Genomic DNA, 21,583 nt, shown 5'->3' with positions numbered 1-21,583 from the left:
ACTTTCCCTATGCTGTGTTCTTGCGGGTCACACCCGCTGCCCGGTCTGTGCGCGGGCGGTTTCGAATATGTCGACCAGTGCGCGATAGTGCGTGGCGATGCGCTGAACCGCTTCGTCGCGTGTGATCCGGTTCTCACGCCACTGCCTGAGCGGTTCCCAGAAAACCGTACGGCCAACTGCAAACCCGACAAAACCGGGCACCCCGGCCGCGACCGCTAGCCACTCGCGGACCTTCGCTTCGTTTTCGCCCCGCCCCAGAATGATACAGCCGACATGATCGCGCCCTTCTGCCTGTGCCGTCGCGGCGATGGCGGCGCAATCCTCGTGCCGATCAAGCCCTTCGATCTTCCAGAGGTCGGGTTCCACGCCCGCCTCTTGCAGTTCCCGGATGGTGCGCATCATCAGATCGGGTCGCAGTTCGTCGTCATAACGATTCTGATCGCCACCCAGACCGCTCAGCTGCACATCCTCGGGGGGCACCAGCAACTCGAACATGAAACGGCTCTTGTTGCGCTTGGCAAGATACTCTGACAGGCTCTTGAGCCGGGCGGCCTGCCGGCGGTTCAGCTTCGGATCCCCTTCGGGGTTGTAGCGCACAAGCACCTTGCAAAAGGTCGGATCGACAGCTTCGATATGGTGGCCAAAATCCGCGCCATATTCGAAATCGAATTCGTCCTGCCCGCTTTTTTCGACACAGCAGGCGGTGATGATGCGGTCGGCCCTCGCGTCGCGCAGGATCGCTGCGCCGAATTGCTCATCCACCAATATTCCCGCATCTTCCGGGGCCACGCCACCGGCCAGCGCCGATCGGAAACCGTCATAGATAACCCTCTTGGCAGCGGCGATTTCCGCAGTCTGCGCGTCGCTCAGGGGCGACTTCCAGCCGAACAATTTGCTTTGGAACGACGCGCGATGATCGAACGGAAGAATATGCAGTGTCTTGTCGTATCCAAGGGGCATCAGATCAGGCCTTTCGATGTGCGGTAGCGCTGGATCAGACCATTGGTCGAACTGTCATGGACAAGCTGCTGTGCGGCCCCATCTTCAAGTTGCGGAATGATCTTCTGGGCCAGTGCCTTGCCCAGTTCGACCCCCCATTGATCGAATGAATCGATCTGCCAGATGGTGCCTTGGGTGAACACGCTGTGTTCATAAATTGCGACAAGCCGGCCCAGTGCATTGGGCGTCAGCCGGTCCAGCAGAAGCGTGTTGGACGGGCGGTTCCCCTCGAACAGCCGGTGCGCCACCAGCCAGTCCGGTGTCCCTTCCGCCTTGACCTGATCGGCGGTCTTGCCAAATGCCAGCGCCTCACTTTGGGCGATGACGTTAGCCATCAGAATGTCGTGATGGCGGCCCAGCGGATTCAGCGTCTCGGCAAAGGCGATGAAATCGCAGGGGATCAGCCGCGTTCCCTGATGGATCAGCTGATAAAAGGAATGCTGACCGTTGGTTCCCGGTTCGCCCCAATAGATTGGCCCGGTGTTGTAGTCGACCCGGGTGCCGTCCAGCGTGACATGTTTGCCGTTGCTCTCCATCGTAAGCTGCTGAAGATACGCCGGAAAGCGTTTCAGATATTGCGCGTAAGGCAGCACGGCGACAGTCTGCGCATCAAAGAAGTTGCTGTACCAGACGCTCAGAAGGCCAAGAATGACGGGCAGGTTGTGCGCGAACGGGGCGGTGCGGAAATGTTCGTCCATTTCATGAAAGCCGTCCAGCATGGCGCGGAAATGATCGGGCCCGACCGCGATCATGGTGGACAGCCCGATCGCCGAATCCATCGAATAACGTCCGCCGACCCAATCCCAAAAGCCGAACATGTTTGCGGTGTCGATGCCGAATTTCCCGACCTCTGCCGCGTTGGTGGATACTGCGACGAAATGTTGGGCGATCGCCGCCGCCTCCCCGCCCGATGCGGCCAGCAGCCAGTCGCGCGCAGTGTGGGCGTTGGTCATTGTCTCCAGTGTGGTGAAGGTTTTGGAGGACACGATGAACAGGGTTTCGGCGGGGTTCAGCCCCTGCACGGCTTCGGCAAAATCGGTGCCATCGACGTTCGAGACAAAGCGCAGGGTCAGGTCGCGGTCGCTGTAGTGTTTCAGCGCCTCACAGGCCATCACCGGGCCAAGATCCGATCCGCCGATGCCAATGTTGATGACGTTGCGGACGCGCTTGCCGGTGTGGCCTTTCCAGGCGCCGCTGCGCAGTTTGTTGCTGAATGCCGCCATCCGGTCCAGCACCTGGTGAACATCGGGCACAACATTGCGGCCCTCGTGCATGATTTCGGCACCTTTGGGCGCGCGCAGGGCCGTGTGCAGCACCGCCCGCTGTTCCGTCACGTTGATCGCGTTACCGCGAAACATCGCGTCAATATGCGCGCGCAGGCCGGATTCTTCCGCCAGTTGCAACAACAGGGTCAGTGTTTCCGCGGTGATCCGGTTCTTTGAATAGTCAAGGAATATCCCGGCACCCTCGACCGAAAATCTCTCGCTGCGTCCGGCGTCCTCGGCGAAAAGCTGACGCAGATGCAGCGCCTTGATTGCATCGTGGTGCCGTTCCAGCGCGGCCCATGCGGGGCGGGACCGCAACCGGGCGGGTGGGTTTGCTTGTCTTGCCATGTGTTTTACTCTGCCTTGCCGATTTCGGCGCGCTTGCCCTCGATATGCGCCATGAGGTCATTCCAGGACGTGTCGAACGATTGCGCGCCCTCATCCTGAAGCCGGGTCGCAAGCGCGTCGATATCCACGCCGGCATCGGCAAACCGGGCGAGTACCGCTTCGCAATCGCCGCCGTCGGGGGCCATGCCCTCGGTAACGCTTCCGTGGTCGTGGAAGGCTTTCAGCGTGGCTTCGGGCATGGTGTTGATGCTCAGGGGGGCCGCCAGTGCCTGAATATACAGCGTGTCGGGCGCCTTGGGGTTCTTGGTGCCGGTGCTGGCCCAAAGCAAGCGTTGTGGCCGCGCGCCGCAATTCTGGGCACGGGCAAACCGGTCAGATGCCAGATGTTCGCGATAGGCCTTGAGGGTGCGTTGCGCAATGGCGATGCCCAGCTTGTCGGTCAGATCGTCGGGAACCTTGCCCGCGATCGCGACATCCCAACGGCTGATAAAGACCGACGCGACAGAGGCAACCGCGGGGTTCAATCCGGCCTCGATGCGCCGTTCGATCCCGCGCATATATGCCTCTGCGGCGGCGATATATTGTTCGCGCGAGAAAAGCAGCGTCACGTTCACCGGAACGCCGGCAAAGATCGCCTCTTCGATGGCGGGCAGACCTTCGGGCGTGCCGGGGATCTTGATGAAAAGATTGGGCTTGCCGCTGCGTGAATGCAGATCCCGGGCCGCCGCAAGGGTGCTTTTGGTGTCACGCGCCAAAAGCGGCGAAACCTCCAGCGACACCCAACCGTCCACCCCGTCTGTGCGCTCGAATACCGGGCGGAACACATCGGCCGCATGGCCCAGATCGGCCAGCGCCAGTTCGAACAGCAGCTCTTCCGCCGATTGGCCCGACGAGGCCTTGCGCCTGATATCGTCATCATAGGCGTCACTGTTCCCGATTGCCTTGCCGAGGATCGTCGGGTTCGATGTCAACCCTGTCACCGACCACTCGTCGATATAGCGTTTCAGCGTGCCACTGCCTAGCATTTCACGCGTGAAACTGTCGAGCCACAGGCTTTGGCCCAGGTCATGAAGCTTTTGAGTCGGTTTCATCGAGACGCCCCGCCGGTAAAGAATTGTCACGCCGACACATATGTTGCCCGCCTGTGACAGGGATTGCGGGAACCTTACATTCCCGTAAGTTTCGCAAAGCCGTCCTGCGGCGCTGTCCACTGTCGGGCGGGGCGCCCGAAGGATGCAAGCGAGGGTGCGCAAGGTGAAATCAGTCGCGGAGCTTTTCCCTGGCATGCGTCATTGCGCTTGATCGATCAGCAATGTCATGAACGTCTGCGTCGCCAACGCCGCGGTGATTGCCGGATGGCCAGACATGGGGCAGGGCGCCGCCGGTTCTGGGCGAGGGCTGAAAAGGGAATTTTCGTTGGCGCTTTTCAGCCCCCGGAACCAGAGGTGTGATCCTGTCTGAGCCAATCTTCAGGGCGGCTCTTGCCGCTGCGGGGGCGCCCGGCCCGGCCCCCGCCGGGATGGGCGCCGTTTTTCCGACCGCCTCAGATCGCTTCGAACAGGATGTCGGTCGCACCGTTCCACAGGACGTGGGGGCCAAGTTCGGGCAGATATTCCAGCCCCTTGGTCACGGTCAGAAAGTGATTTCCGGCGAGTTGCCCCATTTTGCTTGAAAAATCAACGCCGCCATAGGCCAGCAGAACCTCGGTTTCGCTGATGCCGCCGGGATAAAAGATGAAATGCCCCGGCGCGGGATGGCTCGTGTGATTTTCATAGTCCAGACCGAACTTGCGCTCGCCCAACGGAATCCACACGCCTTCGCCGCTCCAGCGCACATGAACAAGCTGGCTCTGCCACGGCAGCAGCGCCTCGAACGCGCGGCATGTCTCGGGCGCGGCCTCTCGTTCAAGCCTGGCTTCCATGGTCCATTGGCCGGCGGTGATCTTGATGTCGTTCATGGGATTTCCTTTCAGGTCATGTATCAAAACGGGTGAGATCGAATTCGGCCAGATCCGCGCGCATCTGACCACAAAGCAGGCCCGCCGCAGCCTCGCGGCCGATCAGCGGACCAAGGGTATAGCCGTTTGCCGTTGCCGCAACGACCACCCGTGGATGCCCCGGCAGATGCGACACCAGCGGCGCGCCGTCGATGTCGATATTCATGGCCGCCCAGCTGCGAACGACCGACAGCGCCGCAATGGCCGGAACTGTACGCGCCGCGACCCAGAGGTTGCCCTCAAGGCTGTCGGGCAACACTTCGGACTGACCCGCGTTGTTCACCGCAGCAGGCCAGGCGCCCCCGATCAGCAATCCGCCCGTCGCCGCCTGTTTCAACGTCAGGTGCCGGTCGGCGTGGGCGACAAGGCAAGGAACAAGCGGGGGTGCCGGTTCGGTGACGATCATCTGCAACGGCGCGCCCCGAATTGGCAGCGTGCTGCCAAGCATTGCGCCCAGGGTCGCACTCCACCCGCCTGCCGCGATGACGATACGTTTGGCGTGTACGGTGCCGCCGGATGTTCTCACCGCGTATTCTCCGCCTACCTGTTGGATAGCGAGCGCGGGGCACCGTTCGGCCACCAAAACCCCCGCGTCGCGCGCCGCGGCCAACAGCGCGATATTTGCGGCAAGCGGATCGATCTTTCCCTCACCCGGGCACCAGGCGGCGGCGACGAACCGGTGTGACAATGCTGGTGCAATACGGGCGATTTCGGCTTGGTCGATCACATGTGTCTCGACCCCGACCGTTCCTTCGGATTTTGCCTTGGCGGTAAGAAAGTTGATCTGACCGGGGTTCTCGGCCAGCATCAGGCCGCCCGTGACCTTCATTCCAAAATCGCCGTTCCGGGCCTTTTCCAGATCCGCCCAAAGCGCGATGGATTCCGCCTGCAAGGGCAATGTGCGCAGGGCCGGCGACCCGCCCGCGACCGCCTTGGCGCCGAAATCCCACGACAGCAGTTGCAGGTGCAGGCTGCCTGCGTTGCCACCCGATGCCTCTGCCCCTGCTCGTCCGCGATCAATGCACAGAACGGATGCGCCCGAAAGCGCCGCATGGCGCGCGGCGGCAAGCCCGGTCACCCCCGCCCCGATCACCAGAACATCGACGTGATCCACAGGCACAGGCGAGGTTTCGGGCGGTTCGGGCCGGGCCGATGGGCGGGCCTCGCGGTGACCACCCCATTCGGGTTTTTCGCGGGTCAACAGGTTTGCCTTGACAGGGCGCGCGGGGATCTGCGGCGCGGCGAACCCGGAAGGTGCCACCGCGATACCCCGCGCTTCCAGCATGCCAAGCATCGTGGCGGTGCAAAACCGCCCCTGACAGCGCCCCATCCCACAGCGTGTGGCCCGCTTGATCGCGCCGGGGTCGTGGGCGCCGGTGTCGATGGCCGCCTCGATCTGCCCCGCGTTCACGGATTCGCAGCGACAGACAAGCGTGGCACCCGTGGGCGGTTTGCGGACCGGCGCGGCATAGGCCGACCACAGCGCAGTTTGAAACCGGCGCGCGCGGCGCAACCGGCGAAGTGCGTCTTCATCCTGCGGCGCCACCTTTCCCAGATAACGTGCCGCAGCCAAGCCAGCCAGCCGGCCCTGCGCCTGCGCCGCCTGCGCACCACCCAGCCCGCCGCCATCCCCGGCAACCCAAAGCCCGGAAACGTCTGTCGCACCGTCTTTGGTCCGGCGAATTGTGGCGATGCCGCTGGAATCGCGCTCTAACGGGCAACCCAACAGCCGGGCCAGCTCGATCTGTGGCAGAAACCCGTCGCCCATGCATACGACGTCGGCGCGAAGATGGCGTGGTGCCGAGCCGTCGATTGCGGCCAATGTCACGTCGCGCAAACCGTCATCCGCATCCGGTGGACCAATGTTCGTGACTTCGGTGCTGCGCAAAACCGGTACACGCGCGCGCCTCAGTCGCAAAAGGTAACCGGCGCCCGTGGCGGCCAGTCGCGGACTGGCCAGGGCGGTGCGCGCCAAAAGATGCGGTGCCATGGCACCACGTTCCGCCACTGCGACAACATCAGCCCCGATCCCAAGCAGTTCGACCGCCAGTTGCAGCCCCAATGGCCCCTGACCGGCGATCAGCACGCGCCGCCCCGGTGCCACGCCGTAACGCCGGGCAAAGGTTTGTGCGGCCCCGATCGTCATGACCCCCGGGGCACACCAGCCCGGCACTGGCGCGGGCTTTTCGTAGGCGCCAGTGGCAAGAATGACCGTTGTGGCGGATACCCGGGTTTCGGTGTCATTCAGCCCAAATCGCAGGACGAATGTGCCTTGATCCGCGCGGGCAAACCAGACCGAAGCCTCGGACACGAGTTCGGCGCCGCAGTCTGCAAACCGGCGGCGCAATGCGTCTCCGGCCCGGTGCTGAGCATCGCGTCCTTGCTTGCGTGCGCCCTCGCTTGGGGGTTTGAAATACTGTCCGCCAGGGGCGCCCCGCTCATCGACGACCAGGACGGACAATCCCGCCCCGGCGGCAGAAATCGCCGCCTCAAGGCCCGCAGGCCCGGCGCCGACGATCAGGCAATCGAACGCACGGTCCTGCACCGGTTGCGCATTGTCACCGGCGCCGCCAAATTCACCGGTGTTGTCGTCCTGAGTGCGCACATCGGCGCCAGGCTGCGCCTCTGTCATGCAGGCGCGCACCGAGCGTTCTCTGTCGACCGTGACCAGACAATCCTGACAAGCGCCCATGCCACAATAAACACCGCGTGCGGCGCCCGACATTCGCGTGCCCAGCCTGTCGATCCCGGCAGAGCGCAGGGCAGAGGCGATGGAATCACCGGGGCGGGCCGTTATCTTTCGACCGTCGAACGTGAAACTGAAACGCGACCCCAGCATGAAACCTCCTCAGCCTCCGTCTTTCAGGCAAACACCCGTATCGCGCAGGCTTTGCCGCAGATCGCCTGTCCGGGCGTCGGTCATGGGAAAGAATTCTGCGGTCGAACCCGGCGGAACCCGCCCGTGGATTCCCTGATGTTGCGGCCAATCCGCAAAGGTGGCCAGACAACCAGAGTTCAGCGCGCCGTTGCGGCCGAATGGCGAAGCCATCGCTGAAAATCTATCGCTGCGGCGCGTCATGTTCGCGTTTCGCCCAAGGTCAGCAGGCGCAAGGGCGTCCGGCGGGTCAGCGCATTGATGAGGTCGGGCGGAAAGGAAAGCCGATTCATCAAAGGGGGCATGTTGCGCAGGATGTGGCCGTAGCCATGACCGCCCAGATGGGTCAGGCGGGTCCGGGTGCAGATATCATGGGATATCAAGATCTGGTCGCCAAAGCCGCGCGCGGCCAGATCGCCAATCAGGCGCAGGCGGCCAAGATCGGTGGGAAGCTCGACTTTGCCCATCCAGTAATGGGATTGCTCGATGCCGAAGAAATCCCATTCGACACAGGCGCCCCGGTCGAGCAGCGGCTCGATTCCGGTGCCGTCAGGGTGCGTCCGGTCCATGTGACACAGCACGACGCGCGACAGATCGCCACCAGCCTCTTGCAGGATATCGAGAATCTGGCCGCAGGCCTGCGGATGGCGGCCGGGATGAACGCTGATCGCGGCACCGGTGCGGCGCTGCGCATCAGCGGCGGCGACAAGGGCGCGGCGCTCGACCGGTTCAAGGGGCCAGGAACATCCGATTTCCCCGATCAGCCCCGCACGAATGCCGGTGCCATCCATGCCCTCGACGATCTCGGCGCTGAACAGATCCGCCAGTGCGCCCTCGGTCATCGTCATGATGCGCGCGTCAAGATAGGGTGCGGTATAGGTGCCTGTCGCGGCGACCACGCGCACGCCTGATGCGCGGGCGGCGGCGCGCTGTCCCTCAGGATCGCGGCCCAGCCCTATCACCGACTGATCAACCAGAAGACCGCCACCATCCGCCGCAAATGCACCGAGTTCCGTCGCCGCCACCTCTGCGCTGGTCTGGCGCGCATTGGCGGGATTGGCGTTGGACAGATAATCAGTTTGCCAACGGTTGGTGATATCAATGGGTGTTCCCGGCCCGGCGCCGGGCCCGGCGATGTCAAACAGCAGATGTTCATGAAACGCGACGGGGCCAATGTCTTGGGCCGGTATGTCACCTTCAACGGTTCGAACTTTATCTTGCATGGTTGTTATCCGCTTTGGGTGCTGTCAACGGTTGTTGGTCGGTATGACATCCAATTCGGCGCCGGACCTGCGGTGCAGCAAGGTCAGCGCATCCAATTTGTTGGCCATTGCATTTCTCCGATCAGTCTCAAGTTTGCGCACTGATTGTATACCATAGTAATACCGAGCGTCGCCCCGCACGCAACAGAATTCTGGGATTCAGCATGGTGAATGTGGCGGATTCGGTTTTGCACAATGGTGATTGTCCGCCCTGAAAAGACGACGGTGATCTGGAGCAGGGATGCCGCTGGCCTGCCGCCAACCATGGGAGAAGTCAGGGGCGGGGGCACCATGCGCCGCCCGATCACAAGGACAATCCTGACCGTTTCGGCATTGGTACCGCACCCCGATCACGCCGGTGGCATTGGTCGGCCCCGGTTTCAGGTTTCAGAATGGATGGGCCATCACGTCACGCGATGGCGGCGATCGCCGATTTTATCAACGACCGGATATGTGTGGCCACAGCGCGGCGGACCAGCTTGCCATCCTTTTGTTCCAACGCGTCGAGTATGGCGTCATGTTCGCGGGAATCCGGGTCCAGCCGGTCGGTCAGCCGATCAATCTCGAACAATTGTGTGGTGATCCGCAACGACGTGAGCGTGGCCTGCATCACCTCGTTGCTACAATTGCGGATGAAGAGTTCGTGAACCAGATCGTCGCATTTCCAGTGTTCGAGAAAATCATAGGGGCGCGTCGCCCGAAGGCTGGCGAGCACACGGCGCGCATCGTCAAGCTCTTCGGGGCTGACGCGATCGACCGCGAGGAACGCAGCTTCGGGTTCGAGTATTTCGCGCACGCGCAGACTTTGCAGATACTCGGCGATGCTGACCTTGCGCACGACGTGGGAACGCCCGCCAGACTTGACCAGAAGGCCCTCGATCTCAAGGCGCTGCAACGCCTGCCTCAGAGGGGTGCGCGACAGACCCAGATGTTCTGCAAGGTGTTGTTCGACAACGGCCTCGCCACTTTTCAGTTTACGTTCGCGAATCATTGCTGCCAGCGTTTCATAGGCAAGGTCCGACAATTTCCGCGATGCCGGTCGCGGCGTAATCCTGGAAGATTTCATTTCAGTTGTTTGCTGATTCACCGAACCATTCCTATTTGGCTAACGCTCGCCAGGCGCGGAGAGCTTTTGACAGCGCATGTATTTTCAACAGTCTTGCTGAAAATCTATACTGGAAATGTTCTCTGTCTGTATACCGGCAAATCAGCGTTGGTCTCCACGAAACGCTATTTCGGGGGTGAAATGGCACGCAAATCATCAAAATTAGCCGGAAAACGGGTCATGATCGCGACGTGATGCCGCAGTGCAGCGTGAAAATCCTAGGTGGTCGCCAAAGAAAAACATTGCGTTGCAGGAAATTTTGGTCATGCTTTGTATACCGACGGTGTCCTAAATGGGTGAATGCAATGATCGATAACAGTTCCGCCAACGCTGAAACGCGTGCCATCTCATTCCTGCAGGATCTGATCGGCGCACAGGCTGACGGCGAATCTGCGGTACAGAAGGTGATCGCCGACCGGTTGGCAACAGTGGGGTGCGATATTTCCGATCTGACCTATGACCCGTCGACCGTTCCGGTGATCGGCGATTTCGGTGTCGGAAAGAAACAGGCGTCGGGCGTGCGAACCGCTGTTGTCGGAACCTATGTCGGCGACCCGGATAAATGCAGCCTTCTGGTTTTTGCGCACCCCGACGGCGAGGTATTTCAGCCCGATCACGGCTGGGCCCGTGATCCGTTTGCCGGAACAATCGACAACGGGCGCATCCACGGTTGGGGCGTCGCTGACGATCTGGCCGGATGCGCCGCCGCCGTTCTTGCCATCGAAGAGGCGGCGCGTTCTGGCGAAACACTGGGCACTGTCGTCTTTGCCAGCACCCCCAGCAAGAAGAACGCACGCGGGGTTGCTGCCCTGTTGTATGACGGGCTTTCGGCGGATGCGGGATTGTATCTGCACCCCGCCGAATCCGGTGTCGGCATGCAGGAAATCAAGGCGGTGACGCCGGGCTATCTGGATCTGAAGATCACCGTCCCTGGACAACTGCCGGACACGGAAGAACCCAGCCACACAGCGTCGTCGCATCGGGCCATCAACGCGGTAGACAAGGCAACGGTGATCATCGCCGCATTGCACGATCTGTCAGAGGCGCGGGCGGCCCGGATCAGCCATCCGCAGATCGACGCCTTCGTTGGCCGGTCGACCAATATTCTCGTGTCGTATTTCAACAGTGGCAGCGCCGCCAAATTCTCGCGTGTGCCCGAAACCTGCGAATTGGGTCTTTCCATTACGTTCCCCCCGCAAGAGAGCATGCAAGAGGTTCAGAATGAGGTCGAGGCAGCCCTGAACGCCTGTTTCAATGCCGATCCGTGGATGGCCGACCACCGCCCGTCGCTGGAATGGCTGGCCGGTGCGACCGGCGCCGAAGTGCCCGAAGATCATCCGCTTTACCGCGTGACCAGCGACGCAGTTACGAAGGCGACCGGCAAAGGCCCCTTCGTCAACCCGCTGCACATGGCCAGCGACATCCGCAATCCGGCCGTCGAAAAGGGCATCCCCACCGTCGCCTTTGGCTGTCTTTGCGGTGATCTGACCCAGAACGAAAAGCGCGACGAATGGGTCGACGTGGAAGATTTTCATCGGATGGTGAAAGCCACCACCGACGTCGTCACCAATTGGTGCGCGCGTCCCCGCACAGCCAATACCGGCCAATAAAGACGCCTGAAAAACAGGCATAACTCAACCAACGGGAGTAAACAAACTATGAGCACCCTGAGAAACAAATTCACCCTGGCGGCCGCCGCGACGTGTGCGGCGGTTATGGCCCAACCGCTTTTGGCCATGGAGTGTCCCGAAAACCTGCCGCTGGTCGAAGCGGGTAAATTGACCATGTCGATCAACGCGACATTGCCGCCCATCCAGTTCATCAACAGCGACGGTGAATTGATGGGGCTCAACCGCGACATGGGCGACGAGATCGCCAAGCGCATGTGCCTTGAGCCCAAGTATGTCAACGTCAGCTTTGAAGTGCAGATTCCCGGCCTCGCCTCGAACCGCTGGGATATGATCAATACCGGGCTGTTCTATACCCCTGATCGCACCAAGATCATGCACCTGATCCCGGTCCGGGTGGTTGCACTGGCGATGATCGCCCAGGGCGGAAATCCGCTTGGCCTGAAGGGCCCCGAGGATCTGGCCGGACGCGTCGTCGGGGTTGAAATCGCCGGTGCCGAGGAAAAGCAGCTGCGCGCGCTGAACGACGAACAGATCGCGAAAGGCATGGATCCCATGGATATCCGTGTCTTCAACAATTACGGCGATGCCTTCCTTGCCCTTGGCGCGGGTCAGGTGGATGCGATTTTTGCCGCTGACAGCACCGGCGCCTATTATCAAAAGCGCGGGCAATTCGCGATGGCGGCCACTGGCCTGTTGGCCGGCACTGCGACCACGATGGCGGTGGACGAAACCTCGACTGCCGAAGCGGTTGTCGCCGCGCTCAACGAGATGCTGGAGGACGGCACCTATGACAAGCTGATGAAAGATTCGGGCGCGACCAAGGTCGACAAATGGAAGGACTGGTCGGGCAAGTTCGAATATCACTACAACCCCGATTCCTGATCCACGTTCTCCCTGCGGGCGGGGGCCATCCGGCCCCCTGACCGTCCCAAGATAAGGACTGCGCAATATGCAATGGAGCTGGGAGTACTTCTTCCAATACCTTTTCAGCGGCTACATGGTCGAAGGCGTTTGGACAACCGTCTGGCTTGCCGTGGTGTCAATGGTCATCGGCGTCACCCTGGGGGTGATCCTCGCCTTCATGAAGATGTCAAAGACCCGGTTCGTGCGTTTGATCGCCAATACCTATATCTGGCTTTGGCGGGGCACACCGCTTTTGGTGCAGATGGTCATTATCTATACGGGCCTGCCGCAGGTGGGCATCCGGCTGGGGGTGATCGAATCCGCAATTCTGGCCCTGTCACTGCACGAAGGCGCCTATTTCGCTGAAATTGTCCGATCCGGCATCATGTCGGTCAACAAGGGGCAAGAGGATGCATCATGCGCCCTGGGAATGACCTGGGCACAGCGGATGCGCATTGTGATCGTGCCACAGGCAATCCGCGTCATCATTCCGCCACTGGGGAACCAGTTCAACCTGATGCTGAAAACCACGTCGCTGGCCTCGGTCATCTCGATGGAAGAGCTGTTGCGCCACGCGCAACAGCTTGCGCAGATCGAATTCCGCGTGCTCGAAGTCTATCTGGTTGCGGCCTGTTGGTACATTCTTCTGACCACGATCTGGGGACAGATCCAGCAGCGGCTGGAAAATCACTACGACAAACCCTTTGGCCCCGCCGGCAAGCCCGACAGCCAGCAAGACGGCGACGACACGCTGAAACAACCCGTCGCCAACCAGATATGAGCGCCGCCCCAAGGAGGACCGACATGACCGACATGCCGAACGTGACCCCCGTCGAGAAACCGCGCCAACTGGGCGAACCGATTGTCGAAATCAGGAACCTGGCCAAGTCCTTTCACGGGGTCGAGGTGCTCAAGGACGTATCGCTGACCGTCCATCAGGGCGAGGTGATCGTGATCGCCGGGCGCTCGGGTTCTGGAAAATCGACGCTGTTGCGCTGCATCGACCACCTTGAAACGATCGATGGTGGGTCAATCACCGCCTGCGATCATCTGATCGGCTTTCGCAAGGGCAGCGGCGGCAAGATGGTGCCGCTGAGCGACAAACAGATCTCGATCCAGCGGCGGGATCTGGGTATGGTGTTCCAGAGCTTCAACCTGTTTCCCCATCTCAGTGTGCTGGACAACATCATCGTTGGACCCGTCAAGATCATGGGGGTGGACCGCACCACCGCAGTGAGCGAAGCGCGGGAGCTTCTGGACCGCGTCGGGCTGCCGGAAAAGGGCAACGCCTATCCTTCCCAACTGTCAGGTGGGCAACAACAACGTGTCGCCATCGCGCGGGCGCTGGCAATGAAACCCAAGGTCATGCTGTTTGACGAACCGACTTCGGCGCTCGACCCCGAGATGATTTCAGAGGTTCTGGACGTGATGGTCGATCTGTCGCGGCAGGGCATGACGATGATCGTCGTGACCCATGAAATGGGTTTTGCCCGCGCCGCCGCCGACCGCGTCGTGTTGATGCATGGCGGCAAGATCGTCGAGGAGGCCGACCCCGAGACGTTTTTCAACGCGCCCAAAAGCGAGCATACGCAGCTGTTCCTGTCCAAGATACTCAAGCATTAGGATCACGGCTGCCGCTTGCGCCCATGAACCTTGAATTTACGATCCCGGATTTGTTTCGGGGCATAACAGAACCTTGTTCGCAACACCGCGTTGCGGCTGCTTACCCTGAAGGAGTGTTTAAATGGTCAACCGGATCCGGGGTACGTTTTCCGTAATGGTGACGACGTTCGACGCCGATGGCGCTATCGATCTGGGCGCGATGGCGCGCTATACCGAATGGCAGGTTGGTGAAGGAATCCACGGGTTGGTCCCGCTGGGATCGACCGGCGAATTTCTGTCGATGACCGACAGCGAACGCCGCGATGTCGCCAAATGTGTGATTGACACGGTCGCTGGCCGGGTGCCGGTATTGATCGGAACCGGTGCAGAGAATACCGATGATGTGATCCGCTATTCACGCCAGGCTCAGGATCTGGGCGCCGATGGCGTGATGATCATTCCCCCTTTTATTCGACCCCGACCGAAGACGAATTGTACGAGCATTACCGTCGCATCGCCGAAGCGATTACGATCCCGATCATGCTCTACAACAACCCCGCGACAGCCAACGTCGATCTGACGCCCGATATCGTGGCGCGCCTTTCGATGATCCCCGGGGTCGATTACATCAAGGAATCGACGATGGATGTCACCCGCGTGCGGGACATTCTGGACCTGTGCGGCGACCGGATGACGGTATTTGGCGGTATCATGGGATTTGAATCCTTCATGAACGGGGCGCAGGGGTGGGTCGCCGTCGGCTCGAACGTGATGCCGCGCGAATTCTCGCGGCTGTTTGAACTGACGGTTGATGAACAGGATATCGACGCCGCCCGCGCGCTTTATCGGCAAATTCTGCCGGTGATCCGGCTGGTCGGTGGCCACCGCTATGTCTCGGCGACCAAGACCGCGCTGACAATGCTGGGCCATGCGGCTGGTGACCCCCGCGCACCCCGTCTCCCCACCCCCAAGGCCGAGATTGACAATGTTCGCGCCGCGTTGACCGCAGCGGGGCTTAGCCTCAAACCTTAAATGCAGTTTTCCCGGCAGTTGCTGCACGCAGCGACCGCCGGTGAGCAGATTGACGACAGTACCCAACCTCTGCGCGGACCGTCATGGGGGAACCCGTTCTGGTTTCTCTTGTCCCGTCACAATACCAATTACCGCGACGGGATATAGACCGGGCTTTTCGACCACAGCACAGTTTGTGGATCCGGCAAACATTGCGTGGGGGAATGCGGTCAGGGTTCTTTCCGCAGGCATGGCGCCGGGGGCCGGCGGGTTTCAAAATTGCAGCATCTGCTGATAATCTGGCCCTTGTCGATGCCATTGGTGATGCGCTGAATATCCTGTGCCTGGCGCGCGGACTGCCAAAGCCATCACAGGATCGTATTTGATCACCCATGAGGAGAAGTCAACGCTGGCGCTGTCGCGCCATCGTTTCGGCGTGCCTGATCGGGCGCCCTTATTCCCTTATCGACTAAAATATGTGCGCTTCTTCATTGGACAGGAATTGCCCCCGCGCCGACAGTACCGTGAAACGAAATGATAGATCTAGCGGGATAACATCATGCAAAACGCCGAGCCAATCTGGCAGCACGTGGAAAGCCATCAGGACGATCTGGTCGAGCTTTCGGACCGGGTCTGGGGAATGCCGGAAACGCTTTATGCCGAATACCGATCCTGTGCCGAACACACCACCGTGCTGCGCGACAAGGGGTTTGTTGTGACCGAAGAGATTGCCGGCATTCCAACGGCGGTCATGGGCGAAGCGGGCAGGGGGGGCCGGTGATTGCCATCCTCGGAGAATATGATGCCCTGCCCGGGTTGAGCCAGGAAGCCAACATCGCCGAACCCCGCCCGATCGAGCCCGGCGGAAACGGTCATGGCTGCGGGCATAACATGCTCGGCTCTGCCGCCCTTCTGGCCGCTTGCGCGCTCAAGGATTGGCTGGAGGAGACCGGCACCCCCGGGCGGGTGCGATATTACGGTTGTCCCGCCGAAGAGGGCGGCGCGGCCAAGGCTTTCATGGTGCGTGATGGCGCCTTTGACGATGTGGATGCCGCGATCACCTGGCATCCGGCGGGCATGACCAAGGTGGACGAGGCCGAAAGCCTTGCCAACACGCGGATGGATTTTGAATTCACCGGCCGTTCAAGCCATGCCGCCGCCGCGCCGCATCTGGGCCGTTCGGCGCTGGACGCGGCCGAGCTGATGAACGTGGGTGTGCAGTATTTGCGCGAACATGTCCCGCAGGAAAGCCGTATCCATTATGCCTATCTCGACGCGGGGGGAACCGCGCCCAACGTGGTGCAGGGCAAGGCCAAGACACGCTATGCCATCCGCTCTACCACCTTGGCGGGGATGATGGCCCTGAACGACCGCGTGCGCCTGATCGCCGAAGGCGCGGCAATGATGACCGAAACCAAGGTGGATATCTCGATCATGTCGGCGGTATCCAACATGCTGGGCAACACGCCGATGGAAGAGGCCATGCAACTGGCGATGGACACGCTGGGTGGCGTGCCCTTTGACGAGGCCGACCGCAAATATGCCGCCGAAATCCAGGCCACGCTGTCCGCCGAGGATATCGCCGCCAACTATATCTCGGTGGGCCTGAAGCCCCGCAGCAAGGAACCCCTTTGCGATTACGTGGTGCCCCTGGAAAACCGTGGCGACAAGATGATGGGCTCTACCGATGTGGCTGATGTATCCTGGGCGGTGCCCACGGTGCAGGCGCGTGTGGCAACCCATGCCATCGGCACGCCGGGCCACAGTTGGCAGATCACGGCGCAGGGCAAGGCGCCCGCCGCCCACAAGGGCATGATCTATGCCGCCAAGGTCATGGGGGCGACCGCGCGGATGCTTTATGCGGATGAAACTCTGGTGGCCCGCGCCAAGGAGGATCACCAGAACCGTCTGGCGGCAGAACCCTATATCTGTCCGATCCCCGATGATGTGCGCCCGCCGCTCAAACCTCGCCCGGCGAAGGGATAAGCCCTCGGCCAGCGCAAGTCTCGCTGTCGCATCGAATCATCAGTGCGGCGGCGCAGCCGGACCGGGGGACAAACCATCCGGCCGTTGTTCCACCAACAGGGAAAAGGACTAAGCACATGAAACATAATCGTTTTCGTATAAGCTCGCTAACCTTGGCCACAATGCTTGCCGCTTCGGCGGCACAGGCCGAAACGCCGGCGAATGCCCTGGTCATGGCATGGAACATCGATTCCATCTCGACATTCGACCCCGCGCAGGTTGGTGAAGTCGTGACCAATGAACTGTTGCAGAACACCTGCGCCTTTCTTGGCACCTTCAACCCCGCGGACGAGGCCGAGGTGCTGCCCGCGCTGGCCGAAAGCTGGGATGTCTCGGAGGACGGCAAGACGCTGACCTTTCATCTGGCCCGCAACGCGGTGTTTCCCTCGGGCAATCCGGTGCGCGCCCAGGATACGGTATGGTCGCTGCGCCGGGTGCTGTCTTTGGGGTATGGCAATGCCGCGACCCTGACGGAATACGGCTTTACCACCGAAAACATGGATGACCGGATCACCGCCTCTGACGATCATACGCTGGTGTTGAAATTCGAAGACCTGTATCCAACCTCGTTGTTGTTGCAGGCCATCGCCGCGAACCGTGTGGCAGCCACCCTCGACAGCGTGTTTTTGAAAAAACACGAGCAGGACGGCGATTTCGCCAATGCCTATCTGAAAGACAAGATGGCCTGTTACGGCCCCTATCAGCTTGCCCAGTGGAACCAGGGTGAAACGGTGGTGTTGCAGGCGAACGAAAATTACGCTGGCCAGAAACCCGAACTCGATCGGGTTTTTATCCGCCATGTGGCGGAAACCGGAACCCAGCGCCTGATGCTTGAAAATGGCGATGTCGATATCGCGCGGGATCTGACCCCGGACGATCTGCGCGAGATGGAAACCAGCCCGGACATCAATATCAGTTCGGCCCTCAAGCCGCAGATCCTTTATTGGACATTCAACACCGCCGATCAGATTTTCGACGATCCCAAGGTGCGTCTGGCGATGAAATACCTGATCGATTATGATGCCCTGGCCGATACGGTGATGAAATATCTCGGCACCCCCTGGCAGAGTTTTGCCCAATCCGGGGCTTTTGGGGCACTGTCCCGCGACGAGGCCCTGCCGTTTTCGCTCGATACGGCCATGGCGCGGAAATTGCTAAGCGAAGCGGGCTATCCCGACGGGTTTGAGGCGACGATCTATGTCGGGTCGCTGGCCTGGTCTGCGGCGCTGGCCCAGCACGTTCAGCAGAATGCATCAGAAGTGGGCATCACGTTCAACATCGAACAGATGGCCAATGCCCAATTCTTTGCCAAGGTTCGCGGGCGGGATTTCCAGAGCGGGATCAAGACCTGGCAAACCACCGTTCCCGATGCCCATGGCAATGCCTCGCGTCTGGTCTACAACCCCGACAACAGCGACGAGGCCCAGGCCACCCAATACCCGTCGTGGCGCGCATCGTTCTATGACGCGGCAATGAACGAAACGGTCATGGCCGCCGCGGTCGAACCCGACCCCGAAAAACGCAGGGCAATGTATGCCCAACTTCAGAAAAACTGGATGCAGACAGGAGAACTGGCAGTAATGTTCCAGACCTATTTCGTGGCCGCCACGCGCGCCGACCTCAAGGATTGGACCTGGAACGGTTTCCAAGTCTATTATGGAATGGCACACAAGTGATGGCAGATACGGGAACCATGGCGGATCCGCGCTCTGGCGCCGCTCACAGCAGGGCTTTGTTCCTGCTGCGGGTGATCGGGGTGTTCAAGCGGCTCGTTTCGGTGATGGTCACCCTGATCGGGCTGGCGGCGCTGACCTTTCTGATCGGGCGGATGTTGCCGATCGATCCGATTCTGGCGATCCTCGGCGACAATGCCACGCAACAGGCCTATGACGCCCTGTCGGCCAAGATGGGGCTGGACCGGCCCATTCTGGTGCAGTTTGCCGATTACCTCTGGAGCTTGCTGCATTTCGATCTGGGCAATTCCCTGTTGTCGGGGCGGCCCGTGGCCGATGAAATCATCCGCGTGTTTCCCGCAACAATGGAGCTTGCCACCCTTGCCATGCTGATCGGTACGGGCATCGGTGTGCCTCTGGGCGTGGTCGCGGCGGTCTATCGCAACTCGTTCATCGACCATGTGGCGCGGATCGTGTCGCTGCTTGGGTATTCCGCGCCGAATTTCTGGCTGGGCCTGATGGGGCTGGTGCTGTTTTATTCGGTTCTGGGGTGGGTCGGTGGGCCGGGTCGGATCGACATGATCTATGAATTTGACCTGCAAACGGTCACCGGGTTTTACCTGATCGATGCGGCGCTCAGCGGGAACTGGCAAGTCTTCGGAAATGTCTTGAGCCACCTGATCCTGCCGGCGCTGATCCTTGCGCTAAGCGCGCTGGCCTATATCAGCCGGATGACCCGGACCTTCATGATCGACCAGCTTGAGCAGGAATACGTGATCGCGGCCCGGGCCAAGGGCATCGGGCGCTGGCGCATCGTCTGGACCCATGTTTTCCGCAACATCGCGGTACAGGTGATCACCGTCGTGGCGCTGTCCTATGCCTTTCTGCTCGAGGGGGCGGTGCTGACCGAAACCGTCTTTGCCTGGCCGGGTTTCGGGCGGTATCTGACCAATTCCCTGCTGTCGGGCGATATGAACTCTGTTGTTGGCTGTACGCTGGTGATCGGTGTGATCTTTGTCGTGCTGAACCTGATCTGCGATCTGCTTTATCGCGTGATCGACCCGCGCACCCGCTGAGCCGAAAGGGCCATTGCATGACCGATACTTCAACGCCTTCCCGGTCCGGTTCGCTGCGCCTGTGGCTGGCCGATCCGCACCCCACAACGCCGTTTCAGGCCCGGATGCACCAAAGCTGGCGCATGTGGCGCAAATTGCGGCGCAACGGTTCGGCCCTGCTGGGCCTTGCCATCCTTTTCGTTATTGTCATCGCAGCGATTTTCGCGCCGCTGTTTGCGACCCATGACATTTTTGCGCAGGATCTTGGCAATCGCCTGGCGCTGCCCACAGCGGAACATTGGTTCGGCACCGATGAATTGGGCCGCGACATTTATTCCCGGCTGCTGTATGGGGCGCGGATCACGCTTTACATTGCCGGGCTTACGGCGGTCATTTCGGCACCTGTCGGGTTGGTCGTCGGAACGGTGTCGGGGTATTTCGGCGGCTGGATCGACACGATCCTGATGCGCGTGACCGAAGTTTTCCTGGCCTTTCCATCGCTGGTTCTGGCGCTGGCCTTTGTTTCGGCCCTGGGGCCGGGGATCAACAATGCGATCATCGCCATTTCCCTGACCGCCTGGCCGCCCATTGCGCGGCTGGCCCGGGCGGAAACCATGATCATCCGGCGCACGGATTATATCTCGGTGGTGCGGTTGCAGGGCGCTTCGGCAATGCGGATTATCACCCGCCACGTGATGCCCATGTGCATTCCCTCGGTTATCGCCCGTGTGACCCTGAACATGGCGTCGATTATCCTGTCGGCGGCCGGGCTCGGGTTTCTTGGTCTGGGGGCGCAACCGCCCAGCCCGGAATGGGGCGCGATGCTGTCTTCGGCGCGTCAGTTCATCCTGTCGAACGGCTTTGTCGCCGCTGCGCCGGGCATGGCCATTCTGATGACGTCGATCGCTTTCAATCTCGTGGGTGATGGCCTGCGCGATGTATTGGACCCCGCCATGACTGATATGCACACAATCGAAGACCCGATCCTGAGTGTCCGCAAGCTCAACATTCATTTCAAAGGGGATGATCGTGTCACCCATGCGGTGCGGGATGTGTCCTTTGATCTGGGGGCCGAGAAATTGGGCATTGTCGGTGAATCCGGGTCGGGCAAAAGCCAGACCGGCCGCGCGCTGATGCGTTTGTCACCACCCTCGGCCCGGATCACTGCCGAACGCATGCAGTTTGGCAAAACCGATCTGTTGAACGCCAGCGAACGGCAAATGATGCGCCTGCGTGGCAACGATATCGCGATGATCCTGCAAGACCCGAAATATTCGCTGAACCCGCTGATGAGGGTGGGGCAGCAGATTTCCGAGGCGTACCGCGTGCATCACCGCGTCAGCCGCGCAGTGGCGCACAGCCGATCTCTGGAGATGTTGGAAAGCGTCCACATCCGCGACCCCGAGCGGGTTTTCGACCTTCTGCCACATCAGGTTTCGGGCGGGATGGGACAGCGCATCATGATTGCCATGATGCTTATTGCCGAACCCAAACTCATCATCGCCGATGAACCGACCTCGGCGCTGGATGTAACCGTGCGCCGGCAGGTGCTTTCGGTGTTGCAGGAATTGGTGGATCGCGCCGGTGCCAGTTTGATTTTCATCAGCCACGATCTGAACCTTGTCGCGGATTTTTGTGATCGGGTGCTGGTGATGTACAGCGGTCGCGTGCTTGAGGATCTGCCGGCGGCCGGATTGGGCAAGGCACAACACCCCTATACCCGTGGTCTGCTCGATAGTCTGCCGCGGCTCGATAATCCCTGTGACGAACTCGCCGTGCCCACACGCGATCCGGCATGGCTCAACGGACCGGTTGCCTGAAATGGACGAGACA

General features: G+C 60.8%; 15 protein-coding genes and 2 pseudogenes. 9 read left to right on the top strand and 8 right to left on the bottom strand.

Annotated features, from left to right (window positions below; translation table 11 throughout):
* Nucleotides 1–27 precede the first annotated feature (27 nt).
* The 8 genes from AC0L7P_RS22535 to AC0L7P_RS22500 form a co-directional block, all read right to left on the bottom strand.
* Nucleotides 28–960 (bottom strand): 2-deoxy-5-keto-D-gluconate 6-phosphate aldolase domain-containing protein, encoded by a 933-nt coding sequence (locus AC0L7P_RS22535; RefSeq protein WP_473436356.1) that lies wholly within the window; start codon nucleotides 958–960, stop codon nucleotides 28–30.
* Nucleotides 960–2,612, bottom strand: coding sequence for a glucose-6-phosphate isomerase (pgi, locus tag AC0L7P_RS22530; protein WP_473436355.1), 1,653 nt, complete (start codon nucleotides 2,610–2,612; stop codon nucleotides 960–962). Before pgi ends, AC0L7P_RS22535 begins: the two co-directional genes overlap by 1 nt.
* A 5-nt stretch (nucleotides 2,613–2,617) precedes the next feature.
* Nucleotides 2,618–3,703 (bottom strand): transaldolase, encoded by a 1,086-nt coding sequence (gene tal, locus AC0L7P_RS22525; protein ID WP_473436354.1) that lies wholly within the window; start codon nucleotides 3,701–3,703, stop codon nucleotides 2,618–2,620.
* Between the two features lie 452 nt (nucleotides 3,704–4,155).
* Nucleotides 4,156–4,569: a DUF3830 family protein gene (locus AC0L7P_RS22520; RefSeq protein WP_473436353.1), complete on the bottom strand. Its 414-nt coding sequence runs from the start codon at nucleotides 4,567–4,569 to the stop codon at nucleotides 4,156–4,158.
* A 16-nt stretch (nucleotides 4,570–4,585) separates the two neighbouring features.
* Nucleotides 4,586–7,447, bottom strand: coding sequence for an FAD-dependent oxidoreductase (locus AC0L7P_RS22515; RefSeq protein ID WP_473436352.1), 2,862 nt, complete (start codon nucleotides 7,445–7,447; stop codon nucleotides 4,586–4,588).
* Nucleotides 7,448–7,456: 9 nt separating this feature from the next.
* On the bottom strand, nucleotides 7,457–7,657 hold the full coding sequence (locus tag AC0L7P_RS22510) for a hypothetical protein (RefSeq protein ID WP_473436351.1): 201 nt from the start codon (nucleotides 7,655–7,657) through the stop codon (nucleotides 7,457–7,459).
* 26 nt (nucleotides 7,658–7,683) lie between these two features.
* Complete coding sequence (locus AC0L7P_RS22505; protein ID WP_473436350.1) at nucleotides 7,684–8,706, bottom strand: phosphotriesterase family protein; 1,023 nt, start codon at nucleotides 8,704–8,706, stop codon at nucleotides 7,684–7,686.
* A gap of 448 nt (nucleotides 8,707–9,154) precedes the next feature.
* Nucleotides 9,155–9,811 (bottom strand): GntR family transcriptional regulator, encoded by a 657-nt coding sequence (locus tag AC0L7P_RS22500; protein WP_473436386.1) that lies wholly within the window; start codon nucleotides 9,809–9,811, stop codon nucleotides 9,155–9,157.
* A gap of 344 nt (nucleotides 9,812–10,155) precedes the next feature.
* Between AC0L7P_RS22500 and AC0L7P_RS22495 the strand changes: the two genes are divergently transcribed.
* From AC0L7P_RS22495 to AC0L7P_RS22455, 9 genes and pseudogenes are all read left to right on the top strand, one after another.
* The gene (locus AC0L7P_RS22495; protein ID WP_473436349.1) at nucleotides 10,156–11,460 is read left to right on the top strand and encodes a M20 family metallopeptidase; all 1,305 of its coding nucleotides are present in this window, start codon (nucleotides 10,156–10,158) and stop codon (nucleotides 11,458–11,460) included.
* A gap of 48 nt (nucleotides 11,461–11,508) precedes the next feature.
* Nucleotides 11,509–12,363, top strand: coding sequence for an ABC transporter substrate-binding protein (locus AC0L7P_RS22490; protein ID WP_473436348.1), 855 nt, complete (start codon nucleotides 11,509–11,511; stop codon nucleotides 12,361–12,363).
* A gap of 67 nt (nucleotides 12,364–12,430) precedes the next feature.
* Entirely contained in the window at nucleotides 12,431–13,165 is a 735-nt protein-coding gene (locus tag AC0L7P_RS22485; protein ID WP_473436347.1) for an amino acid ABC transporter permease, read from the top strand.
* 32 nt (nucleotides 13,166–13,197) lie between these two features.
* Entirely contained in the window at nucleotides 13,198–14,007 is an 810-nt protein-coding gene (locus tag AC0L7P_RS22480) for an amino acid ABC transporter ATP-binding protein (protein ID WP_473436385.1), read from the top strand.
* Between the two features lie 121 nt (nucleotides 14,008–14,128).
* Nucleotides 14,129–15,018 (top strand): annotated as a pseudogene (locus AC0L7P_RS22475) (dihydrodipicolinate synthase family protein).
* Nucleotides 15,019–15,556: 538 nt separating this feature from the next.
* Nucleotides 15,557–16,983 (top strand): annotated as a pseudogene (locus AC0L7P_RS22470) (amidohydrolase).
* 116 nt (nucleotides 16,984–17,099) lie between these two features.
* A complete protein-coding gene (locus AC0L7P_RS22465) occupies nucleotides 17,100–18,698 on the top strand; it encodes an ABC transporter substrate-binding protein (RefSeq protein WP_473436346.1) in 1,599 nt (532 codons plus the stop codon).
* Nucleotides 18,698–19,771, top strand: coding sequence for an ABC transporter permease (locus tag AC0L7P_RS22460; protein WP_473436345.1), 1,074 nt, complete (start codon nucleotides 18,698–18,700; stop codon nucleotides 19,769–19,771). The genes AC0L7P_RS22465 and AC0L7P_RS22460 overlap by 1 nt, the downstream gene beginning before the upstream one ends.
* Nucleotides 19,772–19,788: 17 nt before the next feature.
* The gene (locus AC0L7P_RS22455; protein WP_473436344.1) at nucleotides 19,789–21,570 is read left to right on the top strand and encodes a dipeptide/oligopeptide/nickel ABC transporter permease/ATP-binding protein; all 1,782 of its coding nucleotides are present in this window, start codon (nucleotides 19,789–19,791) and stop codon (nucleotides 21,568–21,570) included.
* Nucleotides 21,571–21,583: the final 13 nt, after the last annotated feature.

The sequence above is a fragment of the Oceaniglobus sp. K40-3 genome (genome assembly GCF_055808395.1).
This window is presented reverse-complemented; position numbering and strand designations above follow the sequence as displayed.